We start from the raw sequence: 16,525 nt of genomic DNA on the forward strand, positions 1-16,525 counted from the left end.
CCCACACCCCCACCTTGAGCACAATGTCTCCTATTATTAGGAAGTATTGCCTTGATATTTGGACGAGCGTAAGGAGCGGGCCGTGGCCCCGTCAACCGCCAAGTCACCGCCGACCGCCCGCGTGATGGACGTCCTTGCCGCGCTGGCCGCTTCACCGCGGGGACGGACCTCGGCCGAATTGGCCAAGGCCTGCGGGATCAGCACCTCGACGTGCGCGCTCATCCTGGCCGAACTGGACGGCAGGGCGTGGGTGGCGCGGCGCGACGATCGCCGCTACGTGCTCGGCAGCGGCCTGTTCGGCCTGGTACACGGGCTGCGGGAGCAGTTCCCGCTGCTCGACCGCGGACGCGCCGCGCTGCGCCACCTGCACGACGCGCTGGGCGCCGGGTGCTCGATGTCGCGGATCGGCGTTCGGCACCTCACCACCGTCGACGCGGTCGGCCACGGCACCGACGGCGAACACGCCGTCGGGCAGCGCTTCCCCATCGACCCGCCCTTCGGCCTGGTGGCCATGGCCTGGCGCGACGACGATTCCGTGCAGGCGTGGCTGCACGGGGTGATGCCGCGGCTGACGCGCGTCGAGGTCGCCGAGCATCGGCGGGTGCTGGCCGACATCCGCGCCCGCGGGTACGGCGCGTGGCGCTTCGATGACACCCACCGTTCGCTGCACCACCGGCTCTCCGAGGTGCTGGCATCGCTGGAACCGACGGCGCAGGTGACCCGCCGGCTCACCGCCCTGATGACGATGGTGACCCTGCGCTCGGTCACCGACGTGCTCGAAACCGAGCTCGAGTCAACGGAATTCGTCGTCCTGCCGATCTTCGGTCACGACGGGCAACCGGAATACCAGATCGAGATCCACCTGGGCCGACCCACTGGATTGACCCTGGCCACCCTGGACGCCACCCTCAGCCACGCCCGGGCACTGCTCGCTGACCTACGCTGATCCCCATGGCTGTCGAGATCAGGCGCGCGGCCGACCGGGCCGTGACCACGACGCCCTGGCTGCAATCCCGGCACTCCTTCTCGTTCGGCGACCACTACGAACCGGACAACACCCACTTCGGGGTGCTGATGGTCAACAACGACGACATTGTCCAGCCCGCCGCGGGATTCGGGACGCACCCCCACCGCGACATGGAGATCGTGACCTGGGTGCTGAGCGGCGCGCTCACCCATCGGGACTCGGCCGGCAACTCCGGCGTGGTCTATCCCGGCCTGGCGCAGCGTATGTCGGCGGGCAGCGGGATCCTGCACTCGGAGCAGAACGACTCGGCGACCGAGGCGGTGCATTTCGTGCAGATGTGGGTCCTACCCGACGCCGCCGGCATCGCGCCGAGCTATCAACAGCACGACATCGACGAGCGCGAGTTGGACGGCAAGCTCGCGACCGTCGCCTCCGGCATTCCCCGGCACGACGCGGCCATCACGCTGCACAACGGCGGGGCGGCGCTGCACGCGGCGCGGCTGCGGCCCGGCGACGCGGTGACCCTGCCCGACGCGCCGTACCTGCACCTGTTCGCGGCCCGGGGCGGGGCCACCCTGGAGGGGGGCGGTGAGCTGCGCGACGGCGACGCCGTTCGGTTCACCGACGCCGGCGGTGCGCGCGTCACGGCGACCGGGCCCGCCGAACTGCTGGTCTGGGAGATGCACGCCAGGCTCGGCGACTAGCGCGCCCAGACACCGTCCAGCGTGACATCCTGGCGGCCCTCCTCGGCGTGTCGCCGCCAAGGTTTCACTTTCGACGACGCGCGACGCGGCGGGGCGCCACGCGGAAGCCATTGCATAGAGTGGGCACGACAGACAGGAGCCCGCATGTCTCGATCGCAGCCGCGGCACGCGGCGCCGAACCCGGACCGGAATGTCAAGGCAATACGCACCGTACGGTTCTGGGCGGCCCCGCTGGCCATCACGCTGGCCCTCATGTCGGCGCTGTGTGCGCTGTACCTCGGCGGCATCCTCAACCCGATGACCAACCTGCGGCACTTCCCCATCGCCGTGGTCAACGAGGACGCCGGGCCGACCGGCGGCCAGATCGTCGACGGCCTCGTTGCGGGGTTGGACAAGAACAAGTTTGACGTCCGCGTCGTCTCGCATGACGAGGCGCAGCTGCTGATGGACCGTGCCCAGGTCTACGGCGAGGCGGTGATCCCGCCGACCTTCTCGTCGCGGCTGCGGGAGTTCGGCGAGAGCGCCGTCGCGCCCACGCACGCCGACCGTCCCCCCATCACGATCGCCACCAACCCGCGCGCCGGCACGCTCGGCGCCAGCATCGCCGGCCAGACCCTCACCCAGGCCATGACGGTCGCCAACAGCCGAGTGGGGCAACGACTTACGGCGGAGGTGTCCGCGCAGACCGGCGGTGCGCCGCTGACCGGCGCCTCCCAGCTGGGGATCGCCAACCCCATCGACGTGAAGTCCACCGTCTACAAGCCGCTGCCGAACGGCACGGGCAACGGGCTCTCGGCCTTCTATTACGCGCTGCTGCTGTTGCTCGCGGGCTTCACGGGCAGCGTGGTCGTCAGCACGCTGGTGGACGCCTTGCTCGGCTACGTGCCCGCCGAATTCGGCCCGGTCTACCGCCTCGCCGAGCAGGTCAGGATTTCGCGTTTCCAGACGTTGCTGGTCAAGTGGGCGATGATGGTGCTGCTGGCGCTGCTGACGTCGGCGACCTATCTCGCAATCGCGCACGGGCTGGGGATGCCGATCCCGCTGGGCTGGCAGCTATGGGCCTACGGTGTCTTCGCGATCGCGGCCGTCGGCGTCACGTCCAGCTCCATCCTGTCGGTGCTGGGGTCGTTGGGCCTGCTGGTCAGCATGCTCATCTTCGTGATCCTCGGGCTGCCGTCGGCCGGGGCGACCGTCCCCATCGAGGCGACGCCGTCGCTATTCCGCTGGTTGGCCGAATTCGAGCCGATGCATCAGGTGTTCCTCGGCGTCCGGTCGCTGGTCTATCTCGACGGCGGTGCGGGCACCGGCTTGGCGCAGGCGCTGACGCTGACGGCTATCGGCCTGGTGATCGGCCTGCTGTTCGGCGGCATCGTCACGCACCTCTACGACCGCAAGGGCTTCCACCGGATACCCGGGGCCGTCGCCATGGCGATCGCGAAAGAACACCAGGCGCAGTACCAGGCCAGCCGGAGCGATCGCGAGCTCGAAAGCTCAAGCGAACAAACGTAATTCGGCCGCAGCCGAAACGTCACCCCGTCGTTACGCTACTTGACAGCTGTGACGAATGTGACTGATGCTTCTTATGTTGCATCCATATCAGGGCCGAAAGGGCTACCGTGCTGACCCCACGCGCGAGCTGGCGCCGGCTGGCCGCCCGCTGCGCGACGGTGGCCGCCGCCGTCGCCTGCGCGGCGCTGCCGATCACCACCGGGCAGCCCGTCGCACACGCCGCCGACGGGCGTGACCTGCTCGCCAGCGCCATCAACGGCACCAAGGGTTCCTACCTCGTCTACAACTTCGGGCCCGGGCACCCCGCGCCGATGCTCAACGCCGCCGGCAGTTGGTACGAGATGGACAACGGCGGTCACCTCATGATCATCAAGAACGCGGCCGGACGGCTCGCACCGCACCTACTCGTCGACACCCACCAGGGCGATCAGGCCCGCTGCGAGAACAATCCCGGCGCCCGCACCGGCGAGGGACTGTGGCAGGCGTCCGAGGTCTACGCACCGCTGCAGGCGTGGCAGCGCATGGGCGAACCGACGATCGCGATCAACGCGAATTTCTTCGACGTGCGCGGGCAGAAGGGCGGCTCCTGGCGCCAAACCGGCTGCAGCTCACCGCTCGGGGCGTTCGTCGACAACACCCACGGGCAGGGCCGGGCCAACCAGGCGGTCACCGGCACCGTCGCCTACCCCGGCAAGCAGGGACTCTCCGGCGGCGGCGAGAGCTGGAGTGTCCTGTCGACGATGATCCTGCCGGCGGGCGGTGCCCCATACATGGTGTGGCCCAGGACAAAACAGGACTATGACGCCGCCACTCCCGTCGTCCAGGACCTGCTCAACAAGAACGAGAGGTTCGTCGCGGTGTCGGGGATCGGCCTGCTCGCGCCTGGCAACACCGGGCAACTGCGCGACAGCGGCCCCAGCGCGGCGCGCACCGCGCTGGCCTACGCGCGGCAGAAGGACGAGATGTACATCTTCGAGGGCGGGAGCTACACACCCGACAACATGCAGGACCTCTTCCGCGGCCTGGGCAGCGACACCGCCGTGCTCCTCGACGGCGGCGGCTCGTCGGCCATCGTGCTGCGCCGCGACACCGGCGGCATGTGGGCCGGCGCCGGCTCCCCGCGGGGATCGTGCGACACCCGGCAGGTCCTCTGCGACTCCCACGAGCGGGCGCTGCCAAGCTGGTTGGCGTTCAACTAGTTCGGCGGTCCGAAGCGAAAGATCAGCAGGCTGACCGCGATCACCGCGGCCGTCACCGCGAACACCGGCGCGACGAAGAATCGCGACATCGTCGCACCCAGGAACGCGCCGGCGCACATCGTCACCACCACCGTGACGCGCAGCCTCTGGCGGTTGCCGGTGCCACCGGCCAGGCGGCTGTCCAGACCGAGGCTGACGATCGTCGACGTGAGGACCGTCGTGGACAATTCCTGGATGCCGAACTGGCGGGCGCTCGAATGCTGCAGGCCGAACGTCACGGCCAGAACGCCGATGGTGATCAACTTGGTGTTGTCGTGATAGTGCAGGACGCCCGCGCCGGCTAACCCCGAAAGCGCAAGCAGTAGAACGACTTCCGTCGTCAGGACGGTACAGATCCACGATCGCGTGCGTTGGTCGAAATGGCGCGCCAACCGGCCGCTGACGATGGTCGTGCAGACAAAGGTCGGCAGGGCCACCACCACCGCGGTCAGGTCGATGCTGGTTCTCGGCGCGAGCCAGAAGCCGAGGAAGATCACGTTGCCGGTCATGTTGGCGACGAACACGTGGCCCAGCACCAGGATGCTGATCGAGTCGGCGAGCCCGGTGGCGAACGTCAGCAGCAACAACGCCGCGACGGTCGATCGCTCGGAGACCGGCGACGATACGGCCATGCGCGGCAACGCCTTTCGGCTAGACGTGCGGCGTCAGGTCCAGCGAGGTGATGGTCGTCATCCTGGTCACCAGCCAGCGGCCGTGATTGCGCTTCATGAACAACCGGTAGGACAAGTACTTGAGCGACGGGATGTTCTTGGTCAGCGGGCTGGTCGACGAGGTGTTGGTGTAGACGATGACCACCGCGTTCGGGTCGTCGAGCGATTCGACCGCCGCGCCGGTGACTTCGGTGCTGTTGCTCACCTTGGCCTGCTTGTTGGGGGCGACGATCTGGTCGACGAATTTGCGGTACTGGGCCTCGAAGTCGCCGCTGAGATAGGCCGACGCCCGGTCGGCCAGTCCGTCCATGTTTTCCGGCGTGTAGGTCCACAGCGTCGTGATCGCGTTCGCCGCGGTCCGGGCCACGAGCATCTTCGTTGCGGCGGTGGCGCGGTCGGCCAGGTACGGCTGCATGGTCGCGCCGGCGAACGCGGCCGACCCGACGAAGAGCACGGCGGCCAGCACCACGGCGACGCCGAGCCACTTACCGGCCAGGGGCCGCCGGCGGCGCGTGACGGCCTTGTCGCTCACGTCGGCTTGCTGACCGGAGTCCGCCTCGTCCGGCTCACCGGCCTCGCCTTCGGCCGCTTCGGCCGCTTCGTCGCGGGCCGCTTCGGGCGTTTCGTCGGTGGCCGCTTCGTCGGTGGCCGTCTCGGCCGCTTCGTCGGTGGCCGCGTCGGCGGTCAGATCACCTGCTGCAGGTTGCTGATCTTCCACTGCTTCCCTTCCTGCGTGGCGGTTGCCGTCCAACGATTGGTGTTCTCCACAACCTGCTTCTCATCCGGCGACTTGGAGGTGACGGCCGTCGCCACGATGACGTTGACGCTGCCGTCGTCGTTCCATCGTTCCACCCCCGCGCCCAGCACGGCTCCGGTCGCCGGTTCGGCACGGGCGATCTGAAGCAGGATCTCGTTCTCCTTCTCGCGGTACTGCTTGGCGAAGTCGCCGGTCGCCTGCGCCAACACCCGCTCCACGTATTCGTTGGCGTGGAACGGGTCGATGGACGTGAACTGGACCATGAACCCGCTGACATAAGTGACCGCGGCGAGTTCCTTGGACTCCGCGCGCTCGCGCGACTTATGGGAGACGAGGACGAGGGCGCACACCGTGATGGCCGCCGCCATCAGCACCGCGGCGACCGTGGCGGCGGCCGGCAGCACCGGCGATAGCCGCGGCGGGACTTCCCGCTCGACGAGCAGCGGCTCCTCGCCGGGCTGAATCTTGCGGCGGGGGCTCATTTCCCGTTCCCGGGGGGCTTCGGCTTGGTCAATACGGCCAGGTCGTCGACGCGCCAGTGGTGGTCCCCGCCCTGGAGGAAGGCGACGCGGACGGTGGCGGTGATGTAGCGCTCGTCGGGAGCGGACCCTCGCCGGCCCTGCAGGAACACCAGCATCGTCGCCCGGTCCGGCCCGGCCGTTAGGATCGAGCTGTTGATCGGCCAGTACTCGTTGATGACCGGGTTGCCCTTCTGCACCACGTCCTGCTGGGTCGCCAGTTGGCTGCGGTACTTGTCGGTGGCCAGCGAGCGTGCGCGCGCGAAGTCGTCGGCCAGCGACTTCGGGTCGTAGGTCAGCATCTGGGCGACGATCTTGGGTCCCTGGACCGCGATCTCGGCCTTGGTGTGCTGGGTGTCCCGGTCGTAGGAGTACACCACCAGGAAACTGACGGCGGCCCCACCGAGGCACAACGCCGTGGCGCTCGCGACCGCCACCAGGGTCCACCGCCGGGCGTCGGGGCGCTCGGCGTCCGGCCCGACGCGCCGCGCCTCGGTGCCCAACAGCATGTCGGCGAACGTGCGGCGCTGCGAATCCCACAGCGGCCAAAGCCATCCCACGACCGACAAGGTGTCGAGCAGGTGGGCCAGGTCCCGGAGCAACAGCCACCACGGGGCCGGGACCGAGCCGTCGTGCCGCACCACCGAGACGCCGAAAAGCGCTCGGCCCAGGCTCCAGCCCGTGACCGTCGGCAGCAGCAGCCGATTCACCAGCATCAGCAGGATGGTCAGTCCGCCGATCGACACGCTCACCCACCACCACACCGGGTGCTGGGGCAGGCTCAACGCCACCAACGCCGACGTGGCGACCACCGCGACACCGGGCAGCACGTCCACCGCCAAGGCGCCCGCACGAACGTGCCACGGCGCCAATGCATTCGGTGCTGACTCGGGGACGGCGGTGGTCTGAGTCTCCTCGACCACCACGGTCACTTCGTCACCTGGTCGAGCTTCGATATCCGATACTGCCCTTCTGCGAGAGCCATCTTCACCCGCAGTCGATAGCCGGTTTCGTTCTGCTGCTGCGCGCTGTCCACCTTGACCCGAAGCGCGACAAGCACATCGACGGATCCGTCACTATTGTTGCGCTCCACCGCCGCCCGCACGTCGGCAACCTGGACGTGGACGTTCGCGGCCTGATAGGCCTGCACGATCATGCCGGTGTAGAGCAGGGCCTGCGAGCGGAAAGCGTCCGTGCCGCAATCGATGATCTTTCGCTCGCTGGCCGCCATGGCGTTGGTGTCCGGGGCCTGGGTCGCCGAGACGCAGTCCACCGCCGCCTTGAGCGCCTCCGCGTCATTGCGCGCGATCGCTTGCGCGTCCTTATGGGAGACCAGGGCGCGGTAGCCGCCGAAGCCGATCCCGCCGGCGCACAACACGAGCGCCACGGCGATGGCCACCTTCCAGCCGCGACCCAATCGCGACGGCCGGCGCTCGATGCCCGCGGCGGCCGACGACTCCTCCGGCTCCTCGGCGACGGCACCGTCCTCGGCCTCGCCGGCAGGCTCGGCAGGCTCCTCGGATTCTTGTGAATCCTCGGACGCCACCTCGGGCGTCGTCGGCTCGGCTGGCTTCTCGGCCTCCGGCGATTCTGCCGAATCCTCGGTCGTCACCGCTGGGGCAGTCGGCTCGGTTCCTCCCTCGGATTCTGGCGAATCCTCGGTCGTCACCTCGGAACCGGCGGGGGTAGCGGTCTCGTCCGCGACCGCCTCCGACTCGTTATTGCCCGCCTTGAATGTTCGGTTGCGCCTGCGCAGACGACGATTCGTCGGCATTGGTGGGGGGTTCAGCCGGCTGTTGGTGCCAGCATCTCCTTCCATCCGTCGTCTCCTGTTTTGGTCGAGTTTTCGACGGAGTACTTGACCCCATCGGGCCCTACCAGTTCACCGCTCTGAGGACTGTACATCGCCGCTGGAGGCCCGCTCGGAGTGTAGACACACGGATTGGGCTGCTGACCGTTGCACTGGACCGTACCCGATCCCGGCCGCGACAACGGGTCGCTGACCGGCGGGGGCGTCCCCGACACGCGGTCCGACGGCGCGGGGTTCAGCCCGTTGTCGACCGACGGCGCCGGGATCACGAGGCCGGGCTTCACCGGCTGGTCGCAGCGCGCCGCGGGCGCGGGGCAGGTCAGGATCTGGTTCGGGTCGCCGTACCAGGGGTTGGTCCCGGCCGGAACGTACGGGTTGGGATCGCGGCATTCCCTGGGCGTGGCCGCTCGCTTGCCCGGGATATCGGTGCACGGAATGTTGCGCGACCCGCGCACGCTGTTCGCCGGCGTGTCCATCGGGATCTTGCAGTACGTCCCGGACGGCAGCGGTTGCATGCTGGTGTCCGCGGGCGACCGCCATTCCGACGCCGGGATGAAGCCGGTCAGGCACGGCGGCGGGTGGTTGATCGACAACGCCAGGTCCAGCGCGGCCATGTTCGGGAAGGGCGCGGCGACGGTCTGCGCGATCGACGCACCCTGCGGCAGGAACACCAGGACCTGCTCGAAACCGGTGTGGTAGCGCTTGAGCAGGTCGAACACCACCTCGAGGTTGGCCAGCGTCTGCGGCAGGGAGTCGCGGACGTCGTTGAACACCTCGTTGACCTGGTCGGCCGTCGGGGCGGCCTGCGACAGGATGCTCCGCACGTGCTGGTCGTTCTGGGCCGTCTGGGCCGCCAACACGTTCAGGTTCCGCGCCCAGCGCTCGATCGCGCTGCCCGAATTCACCTGGCTGTCCAGGATCGGCCCGGAGTGCTGGATGAGGTCGTTGACGTCGTTGATGTTGGTCTTGAAGTTGCCGACGATCTGCTGCGTCCCGTCGACCAGCCGTTGCAGCGCCGGGCCCAGACCCCCGACGGCCTGAGCCGTCTCGTCGAGCAGTTGCCCGATCTTTTCCTTCGGGAGCGCGGAGAGGCCCCGGTTCGCCGTGTCCAGGGCCGGCCCGATCTCACTCGGGACGGTGCCCTTGGTGATGGTCTGCCCCGGCGAGAGGACCTTGCCGGGGTTCCCGGTCGACTCCAGGTCGAGGTACTGCTCACCGACCGCCGACACTGAGTGGACGTTCGCCGTCGCGTCGACGGGAATCTTGTAGCGGCTGTCGATGCTCATCGTCGCCTCGGCGCCACCCTCGGTGGGCTCGACGTCGGTGACCTTGCCGATGGTGATGCCCCGATAGGTCACGTTGGCCGTCGGGTACAGCCCGCCCGACGCCGGCAGCTTCGCCTTCAGCTCGTAGCGGCCGATCCCGATCAGGCTCGGGATCTGCAGGTAGTAGACGCCGAGCACCAGGATCGAGACCACCGTCATGATCCCGAAGATGATCAACTGGCGTCGGACAAAGGGAGTCAGCAATTCCTGTCCCCCCTTTCCACGAGCGGTCCGCCGGGCGCGTCATTCGGGTTCGGCGTGTAGCGGACGTCGGGGATCATCGTCTCCGGGTCACGCCCGTAGGACTGCTCGAGGGCGCGCAGGGCCCCCGACATTCCCGTGCCGGTGAGGAACGCGTTGTCGATGGCGCTCCACGTCACGTCGAGCGTGAGCGAGATGTTGATGTAGTCACCCCTGAAGATCTTCGGCACGGTGTCGATGTCGAACGGCTGCGTCAGGATCAGCTTCAGCGCGCCGATCAGGTCCGGCGAGGCGCGGCCGAGTTCCTTCAGCGGGCACTGCAGCGCCTGCAGGTCGGTGTGCAGGGGCCCGCGGGCCTCCGACAGGTACTGGTCGGCGGCCTGGCTGAGCCGGCCCACCGAGTCCACGGCGTTGATCAACAGAGGCTTGGTGTCGGCGAAATGCTTGATCAGCGGCGGGAGGTCGGTGAGCGCCCGGTCCAGCACGTCGGCGCGGTTGCCCACGTAGGCCAGCAGCCGGTTGGTCGAGTCGATCGCGTGGGTGATGTCGTCGCGCTGCTGGTTGAGCTGGTCGGTGAAGGTGTCCAGCTTGTTCAGGAAGGCGCGGATCTTCTCGCCCCGCCCGTTGAAGATGTTGAAGACCTCGTTCTGCAGCACCTCGAGGTTCGGGATGCCGCCGCCCCGCAAGACCAACGACAGGCTGGCCAGCGTCTGCTCGGTGGTGGGGAACGCCTTCGAGTTCTTCAGCGGGATCGTGTCGCCGTTCTTCAGCAACTCCTGAGAGGGGTTCGGCGGCGACGCGAGCTCGACGTGCTGCGAACCCAGCAGCGAGGTCTGACCAATGCTGGCCAACGCATTCTTGGGCAGCTTGAGGTCCTTCTGCACGCCCAGCGTCAGGGTGGCGATCCAGTTCTTCAGCTCGATCTTCTTGATCGACCCGACGAAGACGTCGGCGACCATCACCTTGCTGTTGCCGTTGATCGCGAGCGTGTCCGGCATTTGCACGTAGATGGTCATGGCGCCCGAACCGCTCCCAGGACCGCCCGGGATGGGCACGTTCGAGATGCCCTTCCACCCACAGGAACTCAGCACCAGGGCGGCCATCGCCAGCACCGACCCCTGCCACACGCGGCGGCGAACGATAGGCATCAACCGGATCACTGGCCCTCGGTTCGGGTTGCTCCTCGCGCGTCCCGCGCTCGTCGCGCCCCTCACTGGCCCGCCCCCGCGTTGTTAGCCGGCCCGCCGGCATTCGGCGCCGGCGCCGCCACCGGCGCGGGCGTCGGTGCGACCGGTCCCGGCGCCACCTCGGGGCCGGGCGGCGGCGGCTGGATCGGCACCGGAGCGTTCAGGCCGATCGGCGGAACGATCGGGTTCTCGTCATAGGCGTTCGGCGGCCCCGGCGGGGTCTGCAACGTCGACTGGACGGGTGCGATGTTGGGGCCTCCCATGAGTTCTGCCAGCGAGTCCGGCGTCATGAGCCCCTGCGTGATCGGCCCGACCTGCTGGCCCTGCATGCCGGGGGCGACGATCCACCCCTTCTGCGTGTTGCGGTGCGACGTCGGCGTGTCCGGCGACCAGATGCCCGGGACGGTCGTGTCCTTGTATCCGTTCGGCGGCTGCAGCCGCGGCTCGGAGTAGGCGACTTCCTTGGGCAGGGTCTCGGAGGTGCTCGCGATGTTCAACCCGAACGGCAGGTAGTTGAACTTGATCGCGTCGAGGATCGGCCCGAGGTACTGCGCGCACAGCTCGGCGGACTCCTGGTATCCGGCGCGGCTGCCCGCCTGGATCGCGCTGCAGATGAACTGCATCGGGTTCGCGAAGTTCGTGATCGCCGGAATGGCGACCACCGAGCCGTGCGACGGGTGATAGATCTGGTTGATGTTCGACGCGGCCGTTGGCAGCACGTGCAAAGCCGTCTCGAGCCCGTTCAGCGGATCCGGCTGCAACAGCGCGTTCGTCGCCGTCGCCAGGTTGTTGATGTCGTGCGTCAGCACCTCGCGGTTCTTGTCCAGGAACGGGCGAACCGTGGACAGCAGGCTGTCGAACTGCTGAACCGCGTTTGCCAGGTCCGTGTCGTTGTGCGCCAGCCGCGTGGTGACCGAAGCCAGGTTCTCGTTCAGCGACACGAACTGCTGATCGTCCTGGTGCAGCGCGTTCACGAACAGCGCCAGGCTCTTGAGCACCGCGAAGAAGTCGCCGCGGCCCTCGTTGAGCGCGGTCACCGCCTGCGACAGGTTGCTCAGCGTGGTGTTGATTTGCTTGCCCTTGCCCGCCAGTCCGTTGGCGAACGAGTCGAGGACCTCACCGAAGGGCCCCTCGCGCTGCAATGTCGTGCAGCCCGCCCCCGACTCCTGCGGGCAGGTGGGGCCGAGCTTGGAGATGATGTTGGTGATGCTGTTGCGCAGCTGGTCCCACTCGACCGGCACCTGAGTGCGTTCCTCGGGAATCACCGCGTTGTCGGCGAGCACCGGACCGCCTTTGTAGGTGGGCTCCAGCTGGATGGCGCGCGATGCCACCAGGGTCGGGTTGAGGATCACCGCCGACGCGTTGGCCGGCACCTTGTACTTGTTCTCGTAGTGGAAGGTGACCTTCATCTTGTCGCCGGACGGCTCGATCTTGTCGATCGCGCCCACCCGCAGCCCCATGATCTGGACCTTGTCGCCCGGATACAGGGCGTTGGCCGCCGGGAAGTACGCCACCACCGTGTTGTTGGTCAGCTTCTGATACAGCCGCCAGCCGACGAATCCCAGCACTAGCGCCAGGACCACCACCAGCGTCCCGATGATGATGGTCGCCCGGGATAGCCTGGGCAGCCGCAGGTTGCGGATGTCAAAGATGGTGCTCAATTCTGGCTACCCCCTCCCGCTGCACCGCTGCCCCCGGTTCCGCCCGGGTTGATGAACGGCGCCGGCAACTGGTTGCCGGGTCCGGGCGGGGCCGGCGGCCCCGGCGGCAGAGCGGGCGCGAACGTCGACGGCGGCGGCGTCGGGCCGGCCGGTTCGAGGTTCTCGGTGCGCGCACCCGGCGGCGCCTGGGTGGGCAGCGGCACCGGGGTGCCCGGCACGTCCGGCGGCGGGTCACCCGGGCGACCCGCGATCGGGATGCCCGGCGTGGGCGGCAGGCCGCCCGGCTGCGGCGGCGACGACAAGATGTCGGTCGGCGCGGGGAAGCCGGGGCCACCGAACGGGCCGATGTTCGTCCCGAGGCACGGCAGCGGGTTCCACGGCCGAGGCAGACCCTCGTCGCCCACGGTGACGTTCCCGCCCGGGTTGGCCGGGGTGTAGGAGCACGGCGACCCTGGCGGAACGGCCGGTCCTGGGTGGTCCGGCGTGCCCTCGAGCACCGGCGGTGCCGGGGGCGGGGCCCCGTTGGGGAACCGGGTGCCGTTGGGGTCGGGCCACCGGAACTCGGGAAGCCCGGCGCTGCGCCAGAAGTTCTCGGGGTCGATGCCGCGCTTCTTGAAGGCGGCGTCCACGAACGGCTGGATGATCTGATACGGCGCGATGTTGTGCAGCACGACCTTGAAGTACGGTCCCGACGCGATGGCCTCGTTCAGCGACGGCAGGAACTTGCCGACCTCGGTGAGCCCCGTGGCCACGTCTTCCTTGCGCTGCACCAGGATGTCGCTGACGGTGCGCAGCTGCTCGAGCACGTGGTTGAGGTTCGGGTTGTCGTTGATGAAGCCCTTCACCTGCTCGGAGAACGCGGCGACGTTGGCCAGCAGCGCGTCGATGGCACGCCCGCGTTCGTCGAACGCGGCCAGCAGCGTGTTCGCGTGGACGAGCAACCGGTCGACCTGGTTGCTCCGGTCACCGAGGACGCTCGCCACCTGGTTGGCCTGCGCCAGCAGGTGCTTGATCTGCTCGTCACGCTTGCCGATCGTGTCGGAGAACTTGGCCACCCCGTCCAGCGCGGAGCTCAGGTGCGGATAGGTCTGGTCGATCGTCTCCGACAGCACGTGCAGCGACTGCTTGACGGTGTCGATGTCCCACCCGGACGCGGCCTTGGTGGCGTCGAAGAACGCGTCGTAGATCTGGTACGGGGTGGTGCTCTGGCCGATCGGCAGGGTGCTGCCGGGCCGCAGGATCTGGTTGCCCCGCGCCTCCACATCGAGGATCTTCTTGCCCAGGATGGTGTCGGTCTTGATCGCCAGCCGGCTCTCGGTGCCGATCTTCTGGGTGCCGATGTTGAACTTGACCAGGATGTGGTCGCCGTCGATCTTCAGGCTTTCCACCTTGCCGACGTCGACGCCGGCGATGCGCACCTTGTCGCCGGTGCTGATGCCGCCGGTGTCGGTGAACTGGCCGTAGTACTCGGGCTTGGCGGTGAGCATCGGGACACTCGTGATGCTCTGCCCGACACCGATGACCAGCAGCGTGACCAGGATGCCCATCAGGCCGATGCGCATCCGGTTGGGGGGTTCCAGCGTCCTCATTGCGGCGTGCACCTACCCGTCGGCTGCGAGAAGAGCCGGACCGTGCGGACGGGGCCGCCGGGTTGCAGCCCGTTGATCTTGAGCGTGATGTCGCACGAGTAGAAGTTCACGAAGTCGCCGTAGGAGCCGATGGCCCGCCCGATCATGTTCAGCGCGCTCGGCACCTTCTTGAGGTAGTCCTGCAGCTGGTCCTGCTGGTCGATCAGCGGCTGCTGGATGGCGTCCAGGTAGTTGATGGTCTTGTGCAGCAGGCCGCGGTCCTCGGCCAGCAGGTCGGCGACCGTGCCGGCGGCGTTGCTGATGTGGGCGGTCCCACCGGCCAGCTGGTCGCGGTGGTCGTTGAGCCCGGTGATCAGCACCTCGAGGTTGTTGACGGTCTGATCGAACTGCTGCCGGTGCCGGACCGTGGTGTCCAGCACGGTGTTGAGGTTCTTGACCACCTCGCCGATCGCCTGGTCACGCTCGCCGAGTTGGTTGGTCAGCTGCGCGGTCTGGTCGAGGATGTCGTTGATGGTTCCGCCCTGACCCTGGAACACCGTGATCAGCGCCGTGGCGATGGTGTTCACCTTCTGCGGGTCCAGCGCCCGGAACAGCGGCTTGAAGCCGCCGATCAGCGCGTCGAGGTCGAGCGCCGGCGAGGTGCGCGAGACGGGGATGAAACCGCCGGGCGGCAGGACCTTGTCGGCCCCCTCGCCCTCACCGCGCTTCAGCTCCAGGTACCGGTTGCCGATCAGGTCCAGGTAGCGGATCTGCGCCGTCGTCGATTGGTACAGCGGCACCCCGCGGTCGACGGTGAACTCCACGCGGGCCCGTCGGCCGTTGTCGACGACGTCGACCGAACTGACCTTCCCGATCTCCACACCCGACGCGCGAACGAACTGGCCCGAGCGCAGGCCGCTGATGCTGGTGAACTCGGCGGCGTACTTATAGGTGCGCTGGAAACGCATCTGGCCGAACACCACGATGATCATCACAGTGAAGACCAGCAGCACCAGCGAGAAGATGCTGAGACGGATGATGGTACCGGTGATTTTCATGGGTTGATCGTGTTATCCCCTACCTGGCGACCCCAGACGTACTCGATCGCATACGGCGAACCGGTGTCCAGGTGGTTGTACGGCGCGATGCTGTTGGCGGTGTCCATCACCAACTCGGGCGCGGGCCACAGATCGTGGGTGATCGGCTGCCAGCATCCGGGCGCACCGCCCGGGCCGCCGCGCGCGTTCACCCGCGGCAGGTTCTCCGGATAGGTGTACGGGTTGGGTGCCCCACCGATCAGGGTGGCGATGTTGCCCAGGGACGAGAGCCCCTGGGTGGGCAGCGCGAAGATCCCGATGAGGCCGATGAGCGTGATCGCCGACACCGGGTTCAGCAGCAGCCCCAGCCCCGACAGCGCCTGGGTGTGGCTGTTCAGCGAGTAGCCATTGCCGCCGAGGAACGAGGCGGCCTTGGGCTCGATGTCGTGATAGTTGCGGATGGTGCAGTAGATGGCCGGGCTGTAGGTGTCGAGGAGTTGGGCCGACGGCACCAGGTCCTCCGAGCCGCGCGCCAGGTACGGGCCGCCGCGCTCGAAGATGTCGGCGCCCGTGTTGCCGAAGCCGGCCGCCGACAGCAGCGCCTGGTCGAGGTCCTTCTGCTGACGGTTGATGGTCCTGGCGGTGACGACCGCGTCGTTGAGGAATTCGATCAGGTCCGGGGCGGCGTTCGCGTAGGTGTCGCCCAGCGCGGCCAGGGCCTGAATGTCGTGGCGCGCCTGGGGCATCTGCGGGTTGACGTCGTCGAGGATGGCGTTGGCGTTTTCGATCGACTGCCCGGTCTTCTCACCGAGCCCGTTGAGCGCCTGCGCGGCACCGCTGAGCGTCAGGTTGAGCTTGACCGGGTCGACCTTCTCCGCGATCGAGGTGATGGTCTGGAACAGCGTATTGATCTCCGTCGTCACCGAGTTCGCGACGATGGTGGTCTGCGGGTTGAGCCGCCCCTTGGCGATGATGTTGCCCTGCGCGTCCCTCGGCGTCGTCAACGAGACGTACTTGCCGCCGAACACGGTGGTCGCCTTGATGTCGGCGTTGACGTTGGCCGGGATGAGGGAGAGGTAGCGCGGGTACACGTCGAGGCTGAACTTGGCGGCCGGCTTGCCGTCACGCACCGTCTCGGAGATGTCGGCCACCCGGCCGATCTCCACCCCGTTGTAGGTGACCTTCGAGCCCGGGTCCATGACGAGCCCGGCCCGCGACGCGACCATCGTGAGCTTGGTCTTGGGCGTGAAGTTTCCGCGGAACTGCTCGAAGACGAGGACCGCGGCGATGACCAGGACCACCAGCAGGGCGACGCCGGCCAGCTTGTACGGCGGATTGCGGGGGGCGTTGACCTTGATCGGGGATGACATGG

General features: G+C 68.0%; 15 protein-coding genes. 4 read left to right on the top strand and 11 right to left on the bottom strand.

Annotated elements, in window-relative coordinates; translation table 11 throughout:
• The first annotated feature begins 124 nt into the window (after window positions 1-124).
• The 4 genes from GPY60_RS10310 to GPY60_RS10325 all read left to right on the top strand — a co-directional run bounded on the left by GPY60_RS10310 (window position 125) and on the right by GPY60_RS10325 (window position 4,379).
• Window positions 125-946 carry a MarR family transcriptional regulator gene (locus tag GPY60_RS10310; RefSeq protein WP_156687665.1) on the top strand — a complete coding sequence of 274 codons (822 nt, stop codon included), beginning with the start codon at window positions 125-127 and terminating at the stop codon, window positions 944-946.
• The gene (locus tag GPY60_RS10315) at window positions 946-1,671 is read left to right on the top strand and encodes a pirin family protein (protein WP_231639553.1); all 726 of its coding nucleotides are present in this window, start codon (window positions 946-948) and stop codon (window positions 1,669-1,671) included. The genes GPY60_RS10310 and GPY60_RS10315 overlap by 1 nt, the downstream gene beginning before the upstream one ends.
• A 144-nt stretch (window positions 1,672-1,815) precedes the next feature.
• The gene (locus GPY60_RS10320; protein WP_156687570.1) at window positions 1,816-3,180 is read left to right on the top strand and encodes a YhgE/Pip domain-containing protein; all 1,365 of its coding nucleotides are present in this window, start codon (window positions 1,816-1,818) and stop codon (window positions 3,178-3,180) included.
• Window positions 3,181-3,260: 80 nt separating this feature from the next.
• Window positions 3,261-4,379 carry a phosphodiester glycosidase family protein gene (locus GPY60_RS10325; protein ID WP_156687571.1) on the top strand — a complete coding sequence of 373 codons (1,119 nt, stop codon included), beginning with the start codon at window positions 3,261-3,263 and terminating at the stop codon, window positions 4,377-4,379.
• On the opposite strand, the gene GPY60_RS10330 is transcribed toward GPY60_RS10325, so the two are convergent.
• From GPY60_RS10330 to GPY60_RS10380, 11 genes are all read right to left on the bottom strand, one after another.
• The gene (locus tag GPY60_RS10330; RefSeq protein WP_156687572.1) at window positions 4,376-5,050 is read right to left on the bottom strand and encodes a YoaK family protein; all 675 of its coding nucleotides are present in this window, start codon (window positions 5,048-5,050) and stop codon (window positions 4,376-4,378) included. The two genes, GPY60_RS10325 and GPY60_RS10330, sit on opposite strands and share 4 nt — an antisense overlap.
• A 19-nt stretch (window positions 5,051-5,069) precedes the next feature.
• Window positions 5,070-5,807, bottom strand: a complete 738-nt coding sequence (locus GPY60_RS10335) for a mammalian cell entry protein (RefSeq protein ID WP_156687573.1) — start codon at window positions 5,805-5,807, stop codon at window positions 5,070-5,072.
• Window positions 5,774-6,328 carry a mammalian cell entry protein gene (locus tag GPY60_RS10340; RefSeq protein ID WP_156687574.1) on the bottom strand — a complete coding sequence of 185 codons (555 nt, stop codon included), beginning with the start codon at window positions 6,326-6,328 and terminating at the stop codon, window positions 5,774-5,776. The genes GPY60_RS10335 and GPY60_RS10340 overlap by 34 nt, the downstream gene beginning before the upstream one ends.
• Window positions 6,325-7,296: an RDD family protein gene (locus GPY60_RS10345; protein WP_156687575.1), complete on the bottom strand. Its 972-nt coding sequence runs from the start codon at window positions 7,294-7,296 to the stop codon at window positions 6,325-6,327. The genes GPY60_RS10340 and GPY60_RS10345 overlap by 4 nt, the downstream gene beginning before the upstream one ends.
• Entirely contained in the window at window positions 7,293-8,183 is an 891-nt protein-coding gene (locus tag GPY60_RS10350) for an Mce protein (protein ID WP_231639548.1), read from the bottom strand. The genes GPY60_RS10345 and GPY60_RS10350 overlap by 4 nt, the downstream gene beginning before the upstream one ends.
• Window positions 8,150-9,703, bottom strand: a complete 1,554-nt coding sequence (locus GPY60_RS10355) for a virulence factor Mce family protein (protein ID WP_156687576.1) — start codon at window positions 9,701-9,703, stop codon at window positions 8,150-8,152. The genes GPY60_RS10350 and GPY60_RS10355 overlap by 34 nt, the downstream gene beginning before the upstream one ends.
• Window positions 9,697-10,848, bottom strand: a complete 1,152-nt coding sequence (locus GPY60_RS10360; RefSeq protein ID WP_156687577.1) for a virulence factor Mce family protein — start codon at window positions 10,846-10,848, stop codon at window positions 9,697-9,699. The genes GPY60_RS10355 and GPY60_RS10360 overlap by 7 nt, the downstream gene beginning before the upstream one ends.
• 62 nt (window positions 10,849-10,910) lie before the next feature.
• Window positions 10,911-12,548, bottom strand: coding sequence for a virulence factor Mce family protein (locus GPY60_RS10365; RefSeq protein WP_156687578.1), 1,638 nt, complete (start codon window positions 12,546-12,548; stop codon window positions 10,911-10,913).
• On the bottom strand, window positions 12,545-14,137 hold the full coding sequence (locus GPY60_RS10370) for a virulence factor Mce family protein (protein WP_156687579.1): 1,593 nt from the start codon (window positions 14,135-14,137) through the stop codon (window positions 12,545-12,547). The genes GPY60_RS10365 and GPY60_RS10370 overlap by 4 nt, the downstream gene beginning before the upstream one ends.
• On the bottom strand, window positions 14,134-15,174 hold the full coding sequence (locus GPY60_RS10375) for a virulence factor Mce family protein (protein WP_156687580.1): 1,041 nt from the start codon (window positions 15,172-15,174) through the stop codon (window positions 14,134-14,136). The genes GPY60_RS10370 and GPY60_RS10375 overlap by 4 nt, the downstream gene beginning before the upstream one ends.
• The gene (locus GPY60_RS10380) at window positions 15,171-16,523 is read right to left on the bottom strand and encodes an MCE family protein (RefSeq protein ID WP_156687581.1); all 1,353 of its coding nucleotides are present in this window, start codon (window positions 16,521-16,523) and stop codon (window positions 15,171-15,173) included. The genes GPY60_RS10375 and GPY60_RS10380 overlap by 4 nt, the downstream gene beginning before the upstream one ends.
• Window positions 16,524-16,525: the final 2 nt, after the last annotated feature.

The organism is Mycobacterium sp. Marseille-P9652 (assembly GCF_902652685.1).
Classification (GTDB): Bacteria; Actinomycetota; Actinomycetes; order Mycobacteriales; family Mycobacteriaceae; genus Mycobacterium.

Excerpts from the sequence above, each read along its gene's own strand:
- GPY60_RS10310 (WP_156687665.1), top strand. The coding sequence starts at position 125 with ATGGACGTCCTTGCCGCGCTGGCCGCTTCACCGCGGGGACGGACCTCG.
- GPY60_RS10320 (WP_156687570.1), top strand. The coding sequence starts at position 1,816 with ATGTCTCGATCGCAGCCGCGGCACGCGGCGCCGAACCCGGACCGGAAT.
- GPY60_RS10330 (WP_156687572.1), bottom strand. The coding sequence starts at position 5,050 with ATGGCCGTATCGTCGCCGGTCTCCGAGCGATCGACCGTCGCGGCGTTG.
- GPY60_RS10340 (WP_156687574.1), bottom strand. The coding sequence starts at position 6,328 with ATGAGCCCCCGCCGCAAGATTCAGCCCGGCGAGGAGCCGCTGCTCGTC.
- GPY60_RS10350 (WP_231639548.1), bottom strand. The coding sequence starts at position 8,183 with ATGGAAGGAGATGCTGGCACCAACAGCCGGCTGAACCCCCCACCAATG.
- GPY60_RS10360 (WP_156687577.1), bottom strand. The coding sequence starts at position 10,848 with ATGCCTATCGTTCGCCGCCGCGTGTGGCAGGGGTCGGTGCTGGCGATG.
- GPY60_RS10370 (WP_156687579.1), bottom strand. The coding sequence starts at position 14,137 with ATGAGGACGCTGGAACCCCCCAACCGGATGCGCATCGGCCTGATGGGC.
- GPY60_RS10375 (WP_156687580.1), bottom strand. The coding sequence starts at position 15,174 with ATGAAAATCACCGGTACCATCATCCGTCTCAGCATCTTCTCGCTGGTG.
- GPY60_RS10380 (WP_156687581.1), bottom strand. The coding sequence starts at position 16,523 with ATGTCATCCCCGATCAAGGTCAACGCCCCCCGCAATCCGCCGTACAAG.